The sequence below is a fragment of the Kribbella italica genome (assembly GCF_014205135.1).
In the GTDB taxonomy this organism is placed as follows: Bacteria; Actinomycetota; Actinomycetes; order Propionibacteriales; family Kribbellaceae; genus Kribbella; species Kribbella italica.
Window position 1 is genome coordinate 519,838 of the sequence record NZ_JACHMY010000001.1, and the last position, 18,662, is coordinate 538,499.

Below are 18,662 nucleotides of genomic sequence, written 5' to 3' on the forward strand. Positions count from 1 at the left end.
GTGCCTGACTGGACCGCGAGACTGACGCACCTGGCCGCGAAGTACGACGTACCGGGCGCGGTGCTCGGGGTGTGGGCCGACGGTGAGCAGACGATCGCGCCGTACGGCGTGCTGAACCGGCGGACCGGGGTCGAGACGACGGCCGACTCGGTCTTCCAGCTCGGCTCGGTGACCAAGCCCTGGACGGCGACGATGATCGTCCAGCTCGCCGCCGAAGGCCGGCTGGCGCTGGACGACGCGGTGGTCAAACTGTTGCCCGAGGCATCGATCGATCCGCGGATCACGGTCCGCCAGCTGCTGAGCCACACCAGCGGGATCGACGGCGACGTGTTCACCGACACCGGGCGCGGCGACGACTGCGTCGAGCGGTACGTCGCGCTGCTGGCCGACGTACCGCAGCTGTTCGAGCCCGGTACGGCGTACTCCTACTGCAACGCCGGCTTCGTGGTGCTCGGACGCATCATCGAGGTGCTCGACGGCCGGACCTGGGACGAGTCGCTTCGGGCCCGGCTGGTCGAGCCGCTCGGGCTGACCGCCACGATGACGCTGCCAGAGGAGGCGATCCTGCATCGCGCGGCGGTCGGGCATCTCGGCAGCGACGGCTCGGTCGTCTCGACCTGGCAGCTGCCGCGCAGCCTCGGCCCGGCCGGGCTGATCACGGCGACGGCCGAGGACCTGCTGAAGTTCGCGCAGCCGCATCTCGACCAGTACGCCGAGATGCGCGAGCCGCAGGTCGACTACCCCGGCGGGAGCGGCGGGGTGGCCGAGATCGGGCTGGCCTGGCGGCTGTACGACTGGGAAGGCCGTCGGCTGTTCGGGCACGACGGCGCGACGATCTCGCAGCTCGCGTTCCTGCGGATCGATCCGGAGGCCAGGATCGCGTTCTGCCTGCTGACGAACTCGGGCAAGGCACCGGCGCTGTTCGAGGAGCTGGCGACGGAGGTCTTCAGCAGTCACACCGGTGTGGGCGTGCCGCCCGGGCCCGAGCCGGCTGCGCCGACCGGGGCGGCAGAGGCGGGGGCGGCAGAGGCCGGCGCGCCAGAGGGCGGGGCCACGGAGGCCGGGGCAGGCTTCGGGGGTCGGCACTTGGGGCGCTACGCGCGGGAGAGTGTCGCGATGGAGGTTCTGCGGCGCGACGGCAAACTGATCCTTACCTACCAGGCGACCGGGGATCGGCTGGCGTTCGCCGAGGAGCCGATGCAGGAGTTCGAGCTGCTGCCGACCGAGCCGCTGGACGGCGACCACTTCGTCCTCCGCGACTCCGACGACCAGCCGTGGACGCCGGTCACCTTCCGGCCGACGTACCTGTTCACCTCCGGCCGCGTCACGCCGCGGGTTCAGGGATGAGCCTGCGCCCGGTCGACCTCGCGCGGCGGGTCGGGGTGTCGACCCAGCTGATCCGCAACTACGAGGCCGCCGGCGTACTCCCGGAAACACCGCGGACCGACAGCGGCTACCGCCAGTACGACGAACAGCACCTCGACGCGTTGCTCACCTACCGTGCACTCGCCCCGGGATTCGGCGCCGAGAGCTCGCAGCTGATCATGCGCGCGGTCCACGACGGCGATCTCGAACTCGCACTCCGCGTGATCGACCAGAGCCACGCCGAGCTGCACGAGCAACGCAGGGCAACCGACACGGCCAGCGAGGCCCTGGGCGCGGCGGCCGAGCAGTTCCTCGACGGCCAGCCGGTCTCGGGCCCGCCGCTGCGCGTCGGTGAGCTGGCCCATCAGCTCGGGATCAGGACCTCCGCGTTACGCGTCTGGGAGGCCGCCGGGCTGCTCCTGCCGGCTCGGGAGCGCGGGACGAACTACCGCCGTTACCAGCCCGGCCAGGTCCGGGACGCCCGGATCATCCACATGCTGCGGCAGGGCCGGTACGGCTTCGACCAGATCCGTCCGGTGCTCGAAGGGCTTCGCCGTACGGGGAGCACGGAGGCGCTGAGAGCGGCTGTCGCCGAGCGGCGAGCAGCGCACGACCGGCGTACGAGGGCCATGTTGCACGGTGCCGCGCTACTGGATGCCTACCTCAACAGATGAAATCCCGGGCCTTGACTGGGGTGGGCGAGCTAACGTCGTCAGAGTGACTAGTGCACCTGCTGACCTTCCCGGGAAGGCCGGCGAGCTTCGCGCCGCCGGTTACCTTCCCCGCACCATCAAAGCCGAGATCCGCGACAACCTGCTGACCAAGCTGCGCGCCGGCGACGACCCGTGGCCCGGCATCGTCGGGTTCTCCCGAACCGTGATTCCCCAGCTCGAGCGGGCGCTGCTCGCCGGGCACGACGTCGTCCTGCTCGGTGAGCGCGGACAGGGCAAGACCCGCCTGCTACGCACGCTGATCGGGCTGCTCGACGAGTGGACGCCCGTGATCGAGGGGGCGGAGCTGCCCGAGCACCCGCTCGACCCGATCACGCCCGCGTCGAAGCGCCGGGCCGCCGAGCTCGGCGACGACCTGCCGGTGACCTGGCTGCACCGCGACCTGCGGTACGCCGAGAAGCTGGCGACGCCCGACACCTCCGTCGGTGACCTGATCGGCGACGTCGACCCGGTCAAGGTCGCCGAGGGCCGCAGCCTCGGTGACCCCGAGACGATCCACTTCGGCCTGGTCCCGCGGGCGCACCGCGGGATCGTCGCGATCAACGAGCTGCCCGACCTGGCCGAGCGGATCCAGGTCGCGCTGCTGAACGTGATGGAGGAGCGCGACATCCAGGTCCGCGGCTACACGCTCCGCCTGCCGCTGGACGTGTTGCTGGTGGCAACGGCCAACCCCGAGGACTACACCAACCGCGGCCGGATCATCACGCCGCTGAAGGACCGGTTCGGCGCCGAGGTCCGGACCCACTACCCGCTCGACGTCGACGCCGAGGTGGACGTCGTACGGCAGGAGGCGCACCTGACCGCAGAGGTCGGGGAGCCGCTGCTGGAGGTGCTGGCGCGGTTCGTCCGGCACCTGCGTGAGTCGACGGCGATCGACCAGCGGTCGGGTGTGTCGGCCCGGTTCGCTGTTGCCGCCGCCGAGACCGTTGCGGCCGCAGCGCTGCGGCGAAGCGCCATCACGGGCGAGGAGCCGGCCGTGGCCCGGCCGGTCGACCTCGACGCGGTGCCCGCCGTACTGCGGGGCAAGCTGGAGTTCGAGCCCGGCGAAGAGGGCCGGGAGACCGAGCTGCTCGAGTACCTGCTGCGTCGGTCGGTCGCCGACACGGCGCGGGAGCGGTTCGCCGGGCTGGACCTGACACCGCTGGCGAATGCCGTTGCCGAGGGCCACTTGGTGACGACCGGCGAGCGAATTCCTGGTCGCGACGTACTGTCCGCCCTTCCCGAGCTGCCGGTGCTGCACGACGTGGCCGCGCGCGCCGGTGTCGAGGCGGACGATTCGCCGGGCCGGATCGCGGCCGCGGTGGAGCTCGCGCTGGAGGCGCTCTACCTGTCGAAACGACTCGCCAAGGACGCCGACGACGACACGACCGTCTACGGAGCCTGAGATGTCGGTACGCCCGGAAGGAGGGCTGAGATGACCGCTGCGATTCCCGAAGGCTGGTCGTACGGGCCCTGGCACGAAGGGCCCGATCCACTGGCGCCGCCGGTGGATCTGCGGGACGCGCTGGACGAGCTCGGCCAGGACGTGATGGCCGGGTCGTCGCCGCGGTCCGCGCTGGAGGAGCTGCTCCGCCGCGGCACCCGGAACACGCAAGGGCTGGACGACCTCACCCGCCGGCTCTGGGAGCGGCGACGCGAGATCCAGTCCCGGCACAATCTCGAAGGCACCCTGCGCGACGTCCAGCGGCTGCTCGACGAAGCGCTGGAGGCTGAGCGGCACGACCTGTTCCCGAACCCGTCGGACGACGCCCGGTTCCGCGAGGCGCAGCTCGACGCGCTGCCGTCCGGTACGGCGGCCGCCGTACGGGAGCTGGCGGAGTACGACTGGCAGTCGCCTCAGGCGCGGCAGAAGTACGACGAGATCCGCGAGCTGCTCGGCAAGGAGCTGCTCGGGTCGCGGTTCGAGGGCATGAAGGAGGCCCTGCAGAACACGACGCCCGAGGACGTCGCGCGGGTCAACGAGATGCTGGCCGATCTCAACGCCTTGCTGGCCGCGCACGCGCAGGACCGGCCGGACGTGGACCAGCTGTTCGAGCAGTTCATGGCCAAGCACGGCGAGTTCTTCCCGGAGAACCCACGCACCGTCGACGAGCTCATCGACGCGTTGGCCCGGCGAGCGGCCGCGGCGCAACGGATGATGAACTCGATGACCCCGGAGCAGAGGGCCGAGCTGGCCCAGCTGTCGCAGCAGGCGTTCGGCAGTCCGGAGCTGTCGCAGCAGTTGCAGCAGCTGGATTCGCAGTTGCAGGCGCTGCGGCCGGGCGAGGACTGGTACTCGGGTGAGCGGATGAGCGGCGACGACCCGCTCGGCTTGGCCGAGGGAGCGCGGGCGATGAACGACCTGGCCGAGCTGGACGCGCTGGCTGAGCAGCTGTCGCAGTCCTACCCGGGTGCGCGGTTGGAGGACATCGATCTGGATGCCCTGACCCGGCAGCTCGGGGACGAGGCGACGGTCGACGCCCGGCGGTTGAGCGAACTCGAGCGCGAGCTGCGCAACCAGGGGCTGCTGGAGCGTGCTCCGGACGGCTCGTTGCGGCTGTCGCCGAAGGCGTTGCGGCAGCTCGGTCAGACCGCGTTGTCCGACGTACTGCGGGCTGCTCGTGGTCAGTCCGGCGAGCGGGAGTCGGCGTCGGCGGGTGCGGCGGGGGAGTTGAGTGGATCGACTCGCCAGTGGCAGTTCGGCGACACCCAGGCGTGGGACGTGCCCAAGACCGTGCGCAACGCCGTACTGCGCACCGCGAGCGTCGGCGCGCGGGTCGGGCTCGACGTGAGCGACGTGGAGATCGCCGAGACGGAGCACCGGGCGCGCGCCGCGGTGGCGTTGCTGGTGGACACCTCCTGGTCGATGGTCCAGGAGAACCGCTGGCTCCCGATGAAGCGGACGGCGCTCGCGCTGCACCAACTCATCTCGACCCGCTACCGCAACGACGCGCTCCAGCTGATCACCTTCGGCCGGTACGCCGGGGTGGTGGAGCTGCCGCAGCTGATCGGACTCGAAGGCACCTGGGAGCAGGGCACCAACGCGCACCACGCGCTGCTGCTCGCGGGCCGGCACCTGCGGCGGCACCCGGACGCGAACCCGGTCGTCCTGATGGTGACGGACGGGGAGCCGACGGCGCACCTGGAGCCGGACGGTACGGCGGAGTTCTCGTACCCGCCGGAGCCGGCGACGTTGCGCAAGACGATCTTCGAGGTGGACCGGCTGGCCAAGCTCGGCGCTTCGCTGACCGTTTTCCGGCTCGGCGACGACCCGCGGCTGGAGAAGTTCGTCGATCTGCTCGCGCGCCGTACCGGTGGCCGGGTGCTCGCGCCGGACGCCGACGGCCTCGGAGCGGCGGTGGTCGGTGATTACTTGAGAACACGCCGAAAGTTCTGACAATCCCAAGGTGGTAAGGGTTTTCCGCCTGCGTCGTGTGGGCAGGGTCACGGTCTGACTGTGAGACCAGTGTTCAAGTGGACTGGTTTTTGGGCTTACTCTGAAGGAACGCCCCCGTCACCGGAGCCGGACGGGCCAGCGGCCACCATGCCGCGACCCCACCGCATCGCTCGACCACCTTGGGAGTGACTGTGCCGAAACTCGTCTACGACTTCGCTGAAGGCAACAAGGACCTGAAGGAACTGCTCGGGGGCAAGGGGGCGAACCTGGCCGAGATGACCAATCTCGGCCTGCCGGTGCCGCCCGGTTTCACCATCTCCGCCGAGGCCTGCAAGGTCTACCTGGCCACCGGTTCGGTGCCCGCGGAGCTGGCCGACGAGATCGACCACCACGTCGACGCGCTGCAGCAGAAGATGGGCAAGAAGCTCGGCCAGGCCGACGACCCGCTGCTGGTCTCGGTCCGGTCGGGCGCCGCCGTGTCGATGCCCGGCATGATGGAGACCGTTCTCAACGTCGGCCTCAACGACGACTCGGTGAACGGCCTGGCGCACCAGTCGGGCAACGCCCGGTTCGCGTGGGACGCCTACCGGCGGCTGATCCAGATGTTCGGCAAGACCGTGCTGGGCATGGAAGGCGACGTCTTCGAGGACGCGATCGAGGCGGCCAAACAGGCCAAGGGCACCAGGAACGATCTCGACCTGGACGCCGACGATCTCGAGGCCCTGGTCGGCACCTTCAAGGCCGCCGTCCGTGAGCACACCGGCCGCGACTTCCCGCAGGACCCGCGCGAGCAGCTGGACCTGGCGACCGAGGCGGTGTTCGGCTCCTGGAACTCCGAGCGCGCCATCCTCTACCGCCGCCAGGAGCGGATCGCGGCCGACCTCGGGACCGCGGTGAGCGTCTGCTCGATGGTCTTCGGCAACCTCGGCATGGACTCCGGCACCGGCGTCGCGTTCACCCGCGACCCGTCCAGCGGCCAGCCCGGCGTGTACGGCGACTACCTGCAGAACGCGCAGGGCGAGGACGTCGTGGCCGGCATCCGCAACACGGTCCCGCTGGCCGACCTCGAGCAGATCGACAGGACGTCGTACGACGCGCTGATGGAGATCATGGCCACGCTCGAAGGCCACTACAAGGATCTGTGCGACATCGAGTTCACCGTCGAGCGCGGCAAGCTGTGGATGCTGCAGACGCGGGTCGGCAAGCGGACCGCGGCGGCCGCGTTCCGGATCGCCACCAGCCTGGTCGACGAGGGCATGATCGACACCGACGAGGCCCTGCGGCGGGTGAAGGGCGCGCAGCTCGCGCAGCTGATGTTCCCGCGGTTCGACTCCGACGCCTCCAAGGAGCTGATCACCAAGGCGATCGGCGCGTCGCCGGGTGCCGCCTCCGGCAAGGTCGTGTTCACCTCGGCCGCCGCCGTCGAGGCCGCCGACCGCGGCGAGAAGGTCATCCTGGTCCGGCGCGAGACGAACCCCGACGACCTGCACGGGATGATCGCGGCCCAAGGGATCCTGACGAGTCGGGGTGGCAAGACGTCGCACGCGGCCGTGGTCGCGCGCGGGATGGGCAAGACCTGCGTTTGCGGTGCCGACGACCTCGACGTGAACGTCGCGGCCGAGAAAGTCACCGTGAACGGGACGACGTTCGGTCCCGGCGAGGTGATCTCGATCGACGGTACGACGGGCGAGGTGTTCCTCGGTGAGGTGCCGGTCGTTCCGTCGCCGGTCGTGCAGTACTTCGAGGGGTCGCTCGCGCCGGACGCCGGCGACGAGCTGGTAGCGGCCGTGCACCGGCTGATGACGCACGCCGACGAGATCCGGCGGCTCGGCGTACGGACGAACGCGGACACGGCCGACGACGCGGCGCGGGCCCGGCGGTTCGGTGCCCAGGGCATCGGTCTGTGCCGGACCGAGCACATGTTCCTCGGCGAACGGCGGGAGTCGGTCGAGCGGCTGATCCTGTCCGAGAACGCCGCCGAGCGGGAGGCCGCGCTGGCCGAGCTGGAGCCCTTGCAGCGGGGGGATTTCCTGGAGCTGCTGGAGGCGATGGACGGGCTGCCGGTGACGATCCGGCTGATCGATCCGCCGCTGCACGAGTTCCTGCCGTCGATGGAGGACCTCGCGGTGAAGGTCGCGCTGGCCAAGGAGCGCGGCGAGGAGCCGGGGCACGAGGTCAAGCTGCTGGCCGCGGTCCAGCGGCTGCACGAGCAGAACCCGATGCTCGGGCTGCGGGGTGTGCGGCTCGGGCTGATGATTCCGGGGCTGTTCGCGATGCAGGTGCGGGCGATCGCCTCGGCGGCAGCCGAGCTGCGGAAGGCCGGCAAGGACCCGCGACCGGAGATCATGATCCCGCTGGTGGGTGCGATCCAGGAACTGCAGCTGGCCCGCGACGAGGTGGAACGGGTGCTGGCTGAGGTCGCGGCCAACGCGACACCTGCGGGCGCGACGGTTACTACAGAGGGTGGCGCGGGGGCCGACGAGGGCGGTGTGGGTGCCGGCGGCGGCGATGCGATTGCCGATCGAGGCGGTGTCGAGTGGAGCACGCCGATCGGCACGATGATCGAGCTGCCTCGGGCTGCCGTCATCGCGGACCAGATCGCCGAGGCCGCGGACTTTTTCTCGTTCGGGACCAACGACCTGACCCAGACCACCTGGGGCTTCAGTCGCGACGACGTCGAGGGCTCGTTCTTCTCGCGCTACCTGGAGAAGGGCATCTTCGCCGTCTCCCCGTTCGAGTCGATCGACCGCGAGGGCGTCGGCAGCCTGGTCCGGACCGGCGTCGAGCGCGGCCGGGCCACCCGCCCGGACCTCAAGCTCGGCATCTGTGGCGAGCACGGTGGCGACCCCGACAGCATCCACTTCTTCCACGAGGTCGGCCTGGACTACGTGTCCTGCTCCCCGTTCCGCATCCCGGTGGCCCGCCTGGAAGCCGGCCGCGCCACCTTGGACTGAGCGCCGGCCGGGCGTCGTACACAGTCCGTACGACGCCCGCCAAGCGCTAGCCTGCTCGCATGGGGCGGTTGCGGGAGACCTTCGGGGAAGACGCCGAGCTGTACGACCGCGTGCGGCCGTCGTACCCGATCCGCGTGTACGACGACGTGGCGCGGATGCTCGGGCCGGTCGCGCGGCCGCGGGTGCTGGAGATCGGGTGCGGGACCGGGCAGGCGACCGCGCCGATGGTGCGGCGTGGGTGGTCGGTCAAGGCGGTCGAGCTGAGTCCGGCGCTCGGCGGGATCGCGCGCGACAAGCTGCCCGAGCTCGAGGTGATCGTCGCCGACTTCGACACCTGGCCGCTGCCGGCCGAGCGGTTCGACCTGGTGCTGTCGGCGACGGCGTTCCACTGGCTCGATCCGGCGACGCGGGTCGGCAAGGCGGCCGACGCGTTGCGCCCGGGCGGCGTACTGGCGGTGGTGTCGACGCATCACGTTGCCGGTGGCAGCTCGGAGTTCTGGACCGACGTCCAGGACTGCTACGAGCGGTTCACCGACGACACCGACCGGCGTGGTCTGCCGGCGGGAGACTCGGTGGCGGGCGACGAGGAGGAGATCGCGGCGTCCGGACGGTTCGAGCCGGCGCAGGTGCGCCGGTACGAGTGGGAGCTGACCTACTCGGCGGCCGAGTACCTCGATTTGCTGTCGTCGTACTCGGGGCACCGGGCCTTGACAGAGCAGGCGCGTGACGGTCTGTACACCTGTATCCGGGCCCTGATCGAGGCGTCCGGTGGTTCGGTCACTAAGCGTTACCTGACGCTGCTGACCGCAGCAAATCGTCTTCACCAACCTCTTGCGTTGGGCTGATCCGGCAGTCCAAGATAGCCGGGCGGGAAGGGCATCACACGTCGACTTTCGGGTCTGACTCGAACCAGCCGCTGTGGCGGCTCGTGACTCCCTTCCCGCACCAAATTCCCTTGTGTCGTTGGGTTTTCGCGCACTCTTGTAGAGTTGCGGGCATGGCCCTCTTCGCTGTGCAGCTGACGTTCGACCCGTCCGACTCCGAGGCACGGATGCAGGTCCGTCCGGCCCACCGGGACTACCTGGCTTCCCTCAAGGAAGCCGGCAAGCTCGTCGAGGCCGGACCGTTCGCCGACGAGTCCGGCGCGCTGCTGATCTACGACGTCGCCGACGAGGCCGAGCTGCGCGACATCCTGGCGAAGGACCCGTACACCCCGGCCGGGGTGTACGAGCTGGCCACCCTCAAGGAGTGGAACCAGGTCTTCACCGCTTAGGGTGTGTCTCCCTAGGCCTCGGCGGCCTCGAGATCGAGGTAGTCGACGTACGCCCAGAACCAGCTGAGCGGGCCGAGCACGAGCTCCGGCTCGCCGCCGTCGTCCTCGATGAACAGCAGCGTGCCGGTGCCGCCCTTGATGTCCTCGAGCACGGCACCGCACACCTCGAGCGCGGCCTCGAACGGGACCAGCTCGGGCCCGCTCTCCCAGCGCGGCTTCGGCAGTGGCAGCACCGGCGCGTCGTCGGTGCCGTTCATGTCGACCGAGACCTGCTGCAGCATCTCGTACAGGTCGTAGGAGATCAGCCCGGCCAGCGGGTGCCCGTCGACGCCGATCAGGTACGGGTCGTCGGCACCGCCGCGGAAGCTGTCGCGGACCTCGGGCAGCGCCGCGGCCAGGTCGTCGATCTCCAGGTACGGCGCTTCGGTCAGCTCTTCGCCCTCGTCGCTCATCAGCCCGCTGCGCATCTGGTCGAACTGGTGCAGCAGTTCGGACAGCTCCCCGTGGGCGCCGCCGTTCGGGGCCTTCTGCGCGCGCTCCTCGAGCCCGCGCAGGTGCTCGATCAGGTCGTCCTCGAAGTGCAGGTCGTACTTCGGCAGGCCCGGCTCACGGCCGGCGTTGATCTGCGCGACCAGCTGCGTGGAGATCGGGCCCAGCCGCTCGGCCAGCACCTCCAGCGGCGTGGTCGGCTTCTCCTCGTCGTCGTGCGCGCAGGAGTCGTCCTCCTCGGTGCCGCCGCCTTCCATCGCGAGCAGCACCGAGAACGCCGGGAAGGCGATCAGCGCGGCGGTCGCGAGCATGCCGTCGCCGATCAGCATCAGCGGGTTGCCGCCGGCCTCGGTCCGGCGCAGGTGGTCGGGCAGCAGAACGGCCGCCTGCTCGACGTTCACCTGGCTGGCCAGCGAGCTCAGGCCGTGGTCGGTGTCGACGCCGAGCAGCTCGACCAGGGTCTCCGAGCTCATGTCGAAGTTCGAGCGCAGGTAGTACCGCAGCCAGCCGGCGTCGACCGGGTTGCCGAGCAGCTCGGCGATCCGGGCGCGGAAGTCGGCCAGGTCCGCGATCGCCAGCACGACCAGCACCGGCTGGTCGCCGTCACCGATCACCAGCGGGCGGGTGTCGCCGTTGTGGAAGCCCTCGATCACCTGCGCGAGGCTGTCGGCGGCTGCTTCGAGAGGCCAGGACTCGGCCTCGAACTCGGTCACACCGGCGGCGGTGCTGACGTCGTCGGGCATCTGCTGGTCCTCTCCGATGGCGGCGGCGGGGTGGCGCTAACTTTAGTGTCCTCCGAAGGGAGCTCGTGCACATCTCCGGCGCCCAGGCACGCACCTCGCGGCGTTGGAGAAGCGGCCACGATGCTTCGCATCGAGTCCACTTCTCCGCCTTGCGATGCACGCACCTGGACACCGGAGCTGAAGCACGATCTCCCTTCGGAGGACACTAGGGGGCGGCGGTGTTGCCGGGGGTGGCTGGTCGGTGCGGCGTGACATTGACTACGCTGTAGGCGGCGGGTCGGTGCAGTGGTATCTCACATGTGAGATAAGGTCCGGCGCATGACCGATGACTACCTGAGCCGGATCGGCAACCTGATCCGGGACGCCCGCAAGCACCGCGGCTGGACGCAGACCCAGCTCGCCGATGTGCTCGGCACGAGCCAGAGTGCTGTGAACCGGATCGAAAAGGGTCATCAGAACCTCACTCTCGAGATGCTCGCCCGGATCGGCGAGGCCCTCGACTCCGAAATTGTCTCTCTCGGTGGCGGTCCGGTCCACCTCCGTGTCGCCGGCGGCCGGCAGTTGTCCGGATCGATCGACGTCAAGTCGTCGAAGAACGCCGGTGTCGCGCTGCTGTGCGCCAGCCTGCTGAACAAGGGCCGCACCACGCTGCGCAAGGTCGCGCGGATCGAGGAGGTCAACCGGCTGCTCGAGGTGCTGAACTCGATCGGCGTGAAGACCACCTGGCTGAACGACGCCGGCGACCTGGAGATCGTCCCGCCGGAGCACCTGAACCTGGGCGGCATGGACGCCGAGGCTGCCCGTCGTACGCGCTCCATCATCATGTTCCTCGGCCCGCTGCTGCACCGCGAGGACACCTTCGCCCTCCCGTACGCCGGTGGCTGCGACCTCGGCACCCGGACGGTCGAGCCGCACATGTCGGCGCTGCGCCCGTTCGGCCTGGAGATCAAGGCGACCGCGGGGGAGTACCACGCGGTGGTCAACCGGGCGATCACGCCGGGCAAGCCGATCGTGCTGACCGAGCGCGGCGACACCGTGACCGAGAACGCGATCATGGCCGCCGCCCGGTACGACGGCGTGACGGTGATCCGCAACGCCTCGTCCAACTACATGGTCCAGGACCTCTGCTTCTACCTCGACCTGCTCGGCGTGCGGATCGACGGGGTCGGCTCGACCACGCTGACCGTGCACGGCACCCCGGAGATCGACGTCGACGTCGACTACGCGCCGTCCGAGGACCCGATCGAGGCGATGAGCCTGCTCACCGCCGCGATCGTCACCAGCTCGGAGATCACCATCCGGCGCGCGCCGGTGGAGTTCCTGGAGATCGAGCTGGCGCTGCTGGAGGAGATGGGCCTGGACTACAGCCGCTCCGAGGAGTACCTGGCCGAGAACGGCCGGACCCGGCTGGTCGACCTGACCACCCGCCCGTCGACGCTGCACGCGCCGATCGACAAGATCCACCCGATGCCGTTCCCTGGGCTGAACATCGACAACCTGCCGTTCTTCGCGGTCATCGCGGCGACGGCGACCGGCCAGACCCTGATCCACGACTGGGTCTACGAGAACCGCGCGATCTACCTGACCGACCTGAACAAGCTCGGCGGCCGCGTCAAGCTCCTCGACCCGCACCGCGTGATGGTCGAGGGCCCGACGCACTTCTCCGGCGCCGAGATCATGTGCCCGCCGGCGCTGCGGCCCGCCGTGGTCACCCTGATCGCGATGATGGCGGCCAAGGGCACCTCGGTCCTGCGCTCGGTCTACGTCATCAACCGCGGCTACGAGGACCTGGCGACCCGGCTGAACTCGCTAGGCGCCCAGATCGAGACGTTCCGCGACATCTGAGTTCCGCACGAAGGCGACGGCCTCGGCCACCACGTCCGGATCGATCATGATCCGGCGATGGCCGAGGCCGTTGGTCTGCCGGTACGTCGCGCGGTCGCCGTACCGGCTGAGCAGGATCGGCGCCTGGGCCGGGTCCACTACGTCGTCCTCGTCGTTGTGGATCGAGAGGAGGTCGATGTCGCCCTGCGCGACCGAGTACTTGGTCCAGATCTCGGGGTCGCCGCCGAACAGCTTGCGCTCGATCCGGCGGCGGAGCGCCTGGTTGGTCCTCGCGGTCAGCCCGAGTCCCCGGCAGAACGCGTCGGCGAGGTAGCCGAACTCGGCGAAGCCGCTGATCGTGACGACGCGCTCGGCGTGCACGTCCCCGCGCAGCGCGTACAGCGCGAACGGGACGCCGAGCGAGTGCGCGATGACGCCGTCGAACGCGCCGTACTGCGTGGCGAGCTGGTTGATGATGCGCTCGTGGTCGAGGATCGTGCCGGCGCGGCCGGGGGAGTCGCCGTGGCCGGGAGCGTCGTACGAGACCGGGCTGTAGCCGAGGTCGACCAGTTGCTCGATGAATCGGGCGAACCGGGAGGCCCGCGAGCGCCAGCCGTGCACGAGCAGGACCGGGCGTTTCCCGTCACCCCACGCGTAGGTCACCACGCCGTCGACGATGTCGACCCGCGCCTTGCGGTGTACCTCGAGCTCCGTCGCGCGGACCTTCCCGCGACGGAGGGGCCGCCGCCACAGCTCGAAGGCCAACCGCCCGGCGACCTCCGGTGAAACCACGGCGACTGTGCGCAGGCCGGCGCCGACCGCTTGGGTCATCACTTCTCCTCACCTGCCAGGCACATCGCTGCATCCGCTTCGTCGAAAGCTCGGGGATCAGACACAGTTCCTCAATCCGGAGTAAACTATACGAACGGTCGTATTATTAGTTTGCGTGAGCCGATCCGTCAACACCCTTAGGATCAGCTCGGCAGAGGAGGTGACGATGGAGACGACGCGCGTCGACGGGCGTCTGGTCCGCGGCGACCAGACCCGCCGTGCCGTTCTGCGCCGTGCCGTCGACATCGCCTCGGTCGACGGGCTCGAAGGGCTTTCGATCGGCCGGCTCGCCAAGGATCTGGAGATCAGCAAGAGCGGGCTCTTCGCGCACTTCGGCTCCAAGGAGGAGCTCCAGCTCGCGACCATCCGTGCCGCCCGCCGCATCTACGCCGACGCGGTCGTCACCCCCGCCTTCGCCGTACCGCCCGGCCTCGCGCGGGTCTGGGCGCTGGGGGATCGCTGGCTCGACTACTCCCGCGAGCGGGTGTTCCCGGGCGGCTGCTTCTTCGCCAAGACCTCCCACGAGTTCGGCGCGCGGCCCGGCGTGGTTCGCGACTACCTGTCCGAGGTCAACGTGGAGTGGATGGGCCTGATCGAGCAAACCATCACCGAGGCTGTGGAGCTGGGCGAGCTGGCGGCCGACGTACCGGCGCTGGCCTTCGAGCTCAACGCGTTCTACGACTCGGCCAACCTTGCCTCTCTGCTCCGGGACGACCACGAGACGATCTACGGCCAGGCGCGTGAATCGATCCGGACCCGGTTGAATTCAGCTGCGCCTGCTGAGATCCCGCGGCCCTGGTAGTTCGTCGTACCGGTGGGTGGGGAGGTCTCGCCGGCCGCGGATCGGTGAGCAGAGCAAGACCAGGCCGGCCAGCGGGATGCCGGCGGTGGTGATCCAGAGGGCGGGCGTCAGGCCGAGGAACTGCCCGAGCGTGCCACCGAGGAGAGCGCCCAGCGGGATCGTGCCGTAGTTGACGAAGGACGACGTCGCGGTCAGCCGGCCGAGGAGGTCCGGCGGGCAGTACGACTGGTAGAAGGTGGCCTTGACGACGTTTCCGGCGACCACGCCGACGCCGATGGAGAACGCTCCCGCTAGGTAGAACCACGGGCTGATCGTGCTCAGGGGGATCAGCAGGGCAAGGGTTGGCAGGCCCAGCTCGGCCAGCAGGATGGTGCGGGCGGTGCCGAAGCGGGTCATCAGGCGGCGGGCCGCGAAGGCGCCGACGATGCCGCCGCTGCCGGCCGCGGCGATGAGGGCGCCAACGGTGCCGGGGGTGAGGCCGACCTCGCGGACGAGGAAGACGACGGCGATCGACTGGTAGCCCATCAGGGCCAGGTTCGAGACGGCGCCGAAGAGTGTGAGGGTGCGGAGCCAGACGTCCTGGGCGACGAGGCGGAGACCTTCGCCGATCTCGGTGTTGATCGCGGGGCGGCGGACCGGCGTACGGCGTGGTTCGCGGTGGTGGATCGCGGCCAGGCAGGCCAGGGCGATGAGGAAGGTGGCGGCGTCGACCAGGAGGCCGTTGACCGGGCCGGCGAGCTGGATGATCAGGCCGCCGCAGGCGGCACCCGCGATCTGGGCGGCGGAGGCGCTGCCGTGGAGCTTGGCGTTGCCCTCGGCGTGGTCGGCCGGATCGATCAGGGTCGGCAGGTACGCCGTGTAGGCGGTCTGGAAGAGCACGGCCGCGACACCGGTCAGGACAACGGCCGCCAGGAGGAAGTGGACCGTCAACCGGCCCGCGAGGTGAGCCAGCGGGACCAGCGTGAGCAGCAGGAACGACGACGCGGCGGCGGCCAGCATGATCGGGCGGCGGGGAAGCCGATCGACCCACGCGCCGACCGGAAGACCGATCACCAGCCAGGGCAGCCAGGCGAACGCCGTCAGCAGGCCGACCTGGAAGGTCGTTGCTTCCAGCACCGAAATCGCGACCAGCGGGACCGCGACCCCGGAGACGGCGGTGCCGAATCTGCTCGCCGTCTCGCCGGTCCAGAGCAACCGGAAGTCGCGATGCCTGCGTAGGAGACTCATGGGTGAAGCTCGCGATCGGACCCGTGGGCCGGATCGGCTGCACCACGTGCATCCGCCGCGCGGGCGGGTGCGTCGGGGTTTCTCGGGAAGGACTGGAGCTGGACGATGATCGGCTTCGCGCCCTCGCCCGGCTCGACCGACTTGTAGCGGTCGATCACCGCCGCCAACTCGTCGTTCAGTGCGGTGAGCTGCTCAGGCGCGAGCTCGAGGTCGCGCCAGTCCGACAGCGCCGCGGCATGTTGCCACTCGCCGGGCCAGTTCTGCTCGACGTACGCCTGCACTCGCGCGTAGTACCGCTGCACCAGATGCTGCAGGTAGACCCGCAGCGCCCCGCTCGTCTCCGGATCGTCGCGGAACTCAGAGGGATCCAGGACGGTCTGCCCCCGTGGCACCCTCCACCACCGCTCGCGGCGCGTGCCGCGCTCGATGTCCTCCTCGATGTAGCCGTGCTCGGCCAGCAGGCGCAGGTGCCAGCTGATCGTGCCCGTGTTCTCGCCGAGGCGCTGGGACAGCGTGCTCGACGTGGCCGGACCGTCCAGCTCGAGCGCCTCCAGGATCGTCATCCGCAGGGGATGGGCCAGGCCGCGCAGGCTCCGTGCATCGATCTTCCGCATGGTGCAGAGGATACTCTGCAAATGAGTCTCTGCAACCTTCGGACTGTCGGTGGTGGCCTTTACGGTCTGGAGCATGCGGCCACATGTAGTGGGTCATCTGGCGGTCTCGCTCGACGGCGTGACGGCCGGGTTCGAGGTGGATCTGGCGCGGTTCTACGCGATGGCGACGCTGTGGCAGGAGGACGTCACGCTCGTCGGCGCGGACACGATCCTCGCCCAGGAGTCCGCCCTGCGCTCGGCTCCGCAACCCGGCCCGCGCTCCAAGGGCCCGCTCCTCGCCGTCGTCGACAGTCGTGCGCGCGTCCGTGAGTGGGACCGCCTGCGCGCCGCCGGCCACTGGTCCGACGTACTGGCCTTGTACGCCGACCAGACGCCGGCCCGCCCGCCGGACAGCCGCACCCGCGAGATGATCACCGGCTATGAGCGGGTCGACCTCGACGAGACGCTTCAGCTGCTCGGCAAGCATCACGACGCGCGCGTGGTGCGCGTCGACACGGGCGGCACGTTGCTCGGCGTACTGCTCGCGCAAGGCCTGATCGACGAGCTCAGCCTGCTCGTGCACCCGGTGGTCGTCGGCTCCGGCCCGCGCTGGCCGGGCGGGTTCACGGACCGGCTCGACCTCGGCCTGGCCAACGTCGAAGCGTTCGAGGGCGGAGTCGTCTGGCTGCGCTACTGCATGACCTGAGTTTGAACCCCTGGATAAACTGGGTACAGTGTACGTAGTTTAACCGAGGAGGGGTTTCATGACGGGTTTTGTACCGACCGAGGCCGACGTCGCGAGCGTGCTCGCGTGGTTCGACAAGTACGACGCGCTGGCCGCGGCGAAGGACTACGAGGGGATGGCCGACCTGGCCGTCTTCCCGCTGAACGAGGTCACCGACGACGGCAAGGGCGCCGGCTCGGCCACCCAGACCGACCGCTCGGAGTACCTGGCGCAGATGGCGCAGGTGATGGGCGGCTCCGACGACGTCAAGCTGGAGACGACCCGGACTCCGCACTTCCTGTCCGACGCGCTGGTCTTCGTGGTCAGCGACGGCACGATGACGTACGCCGGCAACACCACACCGATCCGGTACGGCGACCTCCTGCTGAAGACCGACGGCGGATGGAAGTTCCAGACCATGGTTCAGGGCGGGTGGGGCTGATGTTCGCCTGAATGTCGGTGCCGCCCAGTAGTTTGAGCTGTGATGAGGAAGCAGTCGGAGGGGTACGACGAGCACGACGCCGAGCGCTGGGTGCCCGAGCCGGTCAAACGACCGGGGCGGACGGCCTTCGCGCGCGATCGCGCCCGCGTGCTGCACAGTGCCGGCCTGCGCCGCCTGGCCGCGAAGACCCAGGTGGCGACGGCCGGCAGTGACGACTTCGTCCGCAACCGGCTGACGCACAGCCTCGAGGTCGCCCAGATCGGCCGCGAGCTGGCCGGCACGCTCGGCTGCGATCCCGACATCGTCGACGCCGCCTGTCTGTCCCACGACCTCGGCCACCCGCCGTTCGGGCACAACGGCGAGCGGGCGCTGGACCAGATCGCGGCCGGCATCGGCGGGTTCGAGGGCAACGCGCAGACCCTGCGCCTGCTCACCCGGCTGGAGTCCAAGACGTTCACCGCCGACGGCCGCAGCGCGGGGCTCAACCTGAGCCGCGCGACCCTCGACGCCGCGACCAAGTACCCCTGGCCGCGGCGCGAGGGCCTGCGCAAGTTCGGGGTGTACGACGACGACCTGGCGGTGTTCGAGTGGCTCCGGCAGGGGCTCGGCGACGAGCGCTGCCTGGAGGCCCAGGTGATGGACTTCGCCGACGACGTCGCGTACTCGGTGCACGACGTCGAGGACGGGATCGTTGCCCACAGCATCGACCTCGACCGGGTCGGGGCCGAGCGCGCGCCGTACTGGCAGACCGTCCGCGAGGCCTACCTGCCCGACGGCGAGGACGCCCAGCTCGACGAGGCGTGGGAGCGGCTGACCGCGCTGCCGTACTGGCCAACCGGTCCCTTCGACGACAGCCGCCGCGCGCTCGGTGGGCTCAAGGACCTGACCAGTCAGCTGATCGGGCGGTTCTGCACGGCCGCCGAGCAGTCCACCCATGCCCGCTTCGGGCGACGCTCGCGCCTGGTTCGGTACGACGCCGACCTGGTCGTCCCCGACGGCACCGGCGCCGAGATCGCGCTGCTCAAGGGCATCGGGATGTTCCACGTGCTCAACTCGCCCGAACGCCAGCGCCGCCGCGCCGTCCAGCGCGAGCTGCTCACCGAGCTCGTCGAGGCGCTGGCCAAGACCGCGCCCGACAACCTCGACCTTCCGTTCGCGGCGGACTACCGCGCCGCCTCCGACGATGCCGCGCGCCTTCGCGTGCTGGTCGATCAGGTGGCGTCGCTGACCGATCCATCGGCCCAGGCTTGGCACGCGGCGCTGACCGAGTGAGGTCCGCAGGCATAGG

16 protein-coding genes are annotated in these 18,662 nt (G+C 69.9%); 12 read left to right on the top strand and 4 right to left on the bottom strand.

What is annotated here, in order from left to right; genetic code table 11:
• The 7 genes from HDA39_RS02680 to HDA39_RS02710 all read left to right on the top strand — a co-directional run bounded on the left by HDA39_RS02680 (position 1) and on the right by HDA39_RS02710 (position 9,699).
• Entirely contained in the window at positions 1 to 1,347 is a 1,347-nt protein-coding gene (locus HDA39_RS02680) for a serine hydrolase (protein WP_184793656.1), read from the top strand.
• The gene (locus tag HDA39_RS02685) at positions 1,344 to 2,039 is read left to right on the top strand and encodes a MerR family transcriptional regulator (protein ID WP_184793657.1); all 696 of its coding nucleotides are present in this window, start codon (positions 1,344 to 1,346) and stop codon (positions 2,037 to 2,039) included. Before HDA39_RS02680 ends, HDA39_RS02685 begins: the two co-directional genes overlap by 4 nt.
• A 43-nt stretch (positions 2,040 to 2,082) precedes the next feature.
• Positions 2,083 to 3,480 carry an ATP-binding protein gene (locus tag HDA39_RS02690; protein WP_184793658.1) on the top strand — a complete coding sequence of 466 codons (1,398 nt, stop codon included), beginning with the start codon at positions 2,083 to 2,085 and terminating at the stop codon, positions 3,478 to 3,480.
• A gap of 30 nt (positions 3,481 to 3,510) precedes the next feature.
• Positions 3,511 to 5,472, top strand: a complete 1,962-nt coding sequence (locus HDA39_RS02695) for a vWA domain-containing protein (RefSeq protein ID WP_184793659.1) — start codon at positions 3,511 to 3,513, stop codon at positions 5,470 to 5,472.
• 191 nt (positions 5,473 to 5,663) lie between these two features.
• The gene (gene ppdK, locus HDA39_RS02700) at positions 5,664 to 8,426 is read left to right on the top strand and encodes a pyruvate, phosphate dikinase (protein ID WP_184793660.1); all 2,763 of its coding nucleotides are present in this window, start codon (positions 5,664 to 5,666) and stop codon (positions 8,424 to 8,426) included.
• A 59-nt stretch (positions 8,427 to 8,485) separates the two neighbouring features.
• Entirely contained in the window at positions 8,486 to 9,271 is a 786-nt protein-coding gene (locus HDA39_RS02705) for a class I SAM-dependent methyltransferase (protein WP_184793661.1), read from the top strand.
• A 152-nt stretch (positions 9,272 to 9,423) separates the two neighbouring features.
• Complete coding sequence (locus HDA39_RS02710; RefSeq protein WP_184793662.1) at positions 9,424 to 9,699, top strand: YciI family protein; 276 nt, start codon at positions 9,424 to 9,426, stop codon at positions 9,697 to 9,699.
• 11 nt (positions 9,700 to 9,710) lie between these two features.
• Here HDA39_RS02710 and HDA39_RS02715 read toward each other — a convergent pair whose 3' ends face one another.
• Positions 9,711 to 10,931 carry a hypothetical protein gene (locus HDA39_RS02715; protein ID WP_184793663.1) on the bottom strand — a complete coding sequence of 407 codons (1,221 nt, stop codon included), beginning with the start codon at positions 10,929 to 10,931 and terminating at the stop codon, positions 9,711 to 9,713.
• A 318-nt stretch (positions 10,932 to 11,249) separates the two neighbouring features.
• On the opposite strand from HDA39_RS02715, the gene HDA39_RS02720 reads away from it, so the two are divergent.
• A complete protein-coding gene (locus HDA39_RS02720; protein WP_184793664.1) occupies positions 11,250 to 12,776 on the top strand; it encodes a helix-turn-helix domain-containing protein in 1,527 nt (508 codons plus the stop codon).
• On the opposite strand, the gene HDA39_RS02725 is transcribed toward HDA39_RS02720, so the two are convergent.
• Entirely contained in the window at positions 12,741 to 13,586 is an 846-nt protein-coding gene (locus HDA39_RS02725) for an alpha/beta hydrolase (RefSeq protein ID WP_184793665.1), read from the bottom strand. The two genes, HDA39_RS02720 and HDA39_RS02725, sit on opposite strands and share 36 nt — an antisense overlap.
• A gap of 166 nt (positions 13,587 to 13,752) precedes the next feature.
• Between HDA39_RS02725 and HDA39_RS02730 the strand changes: the two genes are divergently transcribed.
• Positions 13,753 to 14,388 carry a TetR/AcrR family transcriptional regulator gene (locus HDA39_RS02730; RefSeq protein WP_184793666.1) on the top strand — a complete coding sequence of 212 codons (636 nt, stop codon included), beginning with the start codon at positions 13,753 to 13,755 and terminating at the stop codon, positions 14,386 to 14,388.
• Here HDA39_RS02730 and HDA39_RS02735 read toward each other — a convergent pair.
• Entirely contained in the window at positions 14,353 to 15,615 is a 1,263-nt protein-coding gene (locus HDA39_RS02735) for an MFS transporter (protein ID WP_184793667.1), read from the bottom strand. The two genes, HDA39_RS02730 and HDA39_RS02735, sit on opposite strands and share 36 nt — an antisense overlap.
• A complete protein-coding gene (locus tag HDA39_RS02740) occupies positions 15,612 to 16,229 on the bottom strand; it encodes a winged helix-turn-helix domain-containing protein (protein WP_202892851.1) in 618 nt (205 codons plus the stop codon). The genes HDA39_RS02735 and HDA39_RS02740 overlap by 4 nt, the downstream gene beginning before the upstream one ends.
• Before the next feature lie 73 nt (positions 16,230 to 16,302).
• Here HDA39_RS02740 and HDA39_RS02745 point away from each other — a divergent pair, with 73 nt between their 5' ends.
• From HDA39_RS02745 to HDA39_RS02755, 3 genes are read left to right on the top strand one after another with little or no spacing between them, the layout of a single operon-like run.
• The gene (locus tag HDA39_RS02745) at positions 16,303 to 16,914 is read left to right on the top strand and encodes a dihydrofolate reductase family protein (protein ID WP_184793669.1); all 612 of its coding nucleotides are present in this window, start codon (positions 16,303 to 16,305) and stop codon (positions 16,912 to 16,914) included.
• Between the two features lie 58 nt (positions 16,915 to 16,972).
• The gene (locus HDA39_RS02750; protein WP_184793670.1) at positions 16,973 to 17,374 is read left to right on the top strand and encodes a nuclear transport factor 2 family protein; all 402 of its coding nucleotides are present in this window, start codon (positions 16,973 to 16,975) and stop codon (positions 17,372 to 17,374) included.
• Between the two features lie 42 nt (positions 17,375 to 17,416).
• The gene (locus tag HDA39_RS02755; protein ID WP_184793671.1) at positions 17,417 to 18,646 is read left to right on the top strand and encodes a deoxyguanosinetriphosphate triphosphohydrolase; all 1,230 of its coding nucleotides are present in this window, start codon (positions 17,417 to 17,419) and stop codon (positions 18,644 to 18,646) included.
• The last annotated feature ends 16 nt before the right edge of the window (positions 18,647 to 18,662 follow it).